The 971-nt window shown below is 44.7% G+C and carries 2 protein-coding genes; both read left to right on the forward strand.

From position 1 onward, the window contains the following. Window positions 1–418 (forward strand): His/Gly/Thr/Pro-type tRNA ligase C-terminal domain-containing protein (locus tag A3762_RS24595; RefSeq protein WP_255375087.1); only part of this gene is annotated, 418 nt, incomplete at its 5' end. 64 nt (window positions 419–482) lie between these two features. Continuing rightward, window positions 483–971, forward strand: a 489-nt coding sequence (locus A3762_RS24600) for a tetratricopeptide repeat protein (protein WP_068758082.1), incomplete at its 3' end; no start/stop codon positions are given.

Below are 971 nucleotides of genomic sequence, written 5' to 3' on the forward strand. Positions count from 1 at the left end.
GGGTGGTCGTTACGATGGCTTGGTAAAACAGCTTGGTGGAAAGGGTTCTCCTGGCGTTGGTTTTGCGATGGGTGTAGAACGTCTTGTTCTTCTGCTCGAAGAGCTTAAGGTATTCCCTGAAGAGCTTAATGTGGTTGCGGATGTTTATATTGTCGCCGCCGGTGATGGTACTCAAATGAAAGCCTTCGAATTAGCGGGTCACTTGCGATCTGAAGGTGGTCTTCGTGTGTTGCAAAATATGGGGCAGGGCTCGTTCAAATCTCAAATGAAAAAAGCGGACAAGTCTGGTGCGCGCTATGCGGTTATTCTTGGCCGTAACGAAATTGATACCGACACAGCTTTGGTTAAGCCTTTAAAGAGTGATGAAGAACAAAAAAGCGTTGCTCAAAGTGATTTGATTAAATACATCGTTGTTTGAATGCAGTAAACTACTGCGTGGCTGATGAGCTGCTAATAAGAAATTGAGTTATGTGGAGTAATTTGTGGACGAGTTTAAGACCGAAGAAGAACAAATCGCAGCGATTAAAAACTGGTGGAAGAATAACGGTAGTTCTGTGTTGCTAGCCGTTGTTGCTGCTCTTGCAATTGTATTTGGTTATCGTGCATGGCAAAACAACGTAGAGAGTGATAAAGCGACAGCCTCTGCGTTATATCAGCAGTTGGTTAGCATCTCTACCCAGCAAGCAGGCTTAGGCGACGACCAGTCAGCTAGCTTTATTGCGAACGAGCTTAAAGAGAAATTTACAGATTCTGAATATGCGCGTTTTGCAGCATTGTTCTTGGCGAAACAAGCCGTGACTGCCAAAGATTACGATACCGCGCTTGCAGAACTTGATTTCGTTTTAGAATCAAATGAAGACCCGCGTACGATCCATATCGTTAATGCTCGTAAAGCTCGCATTCTATCAGCGAAAGGTGAGTATGAAGCTGCGCATGCTTTACTTGATGCATCAGATGAAGCATTCGCCCCT

This window comes from Oleiphilus sp. HI0125, from assembly GCF_001635355.1.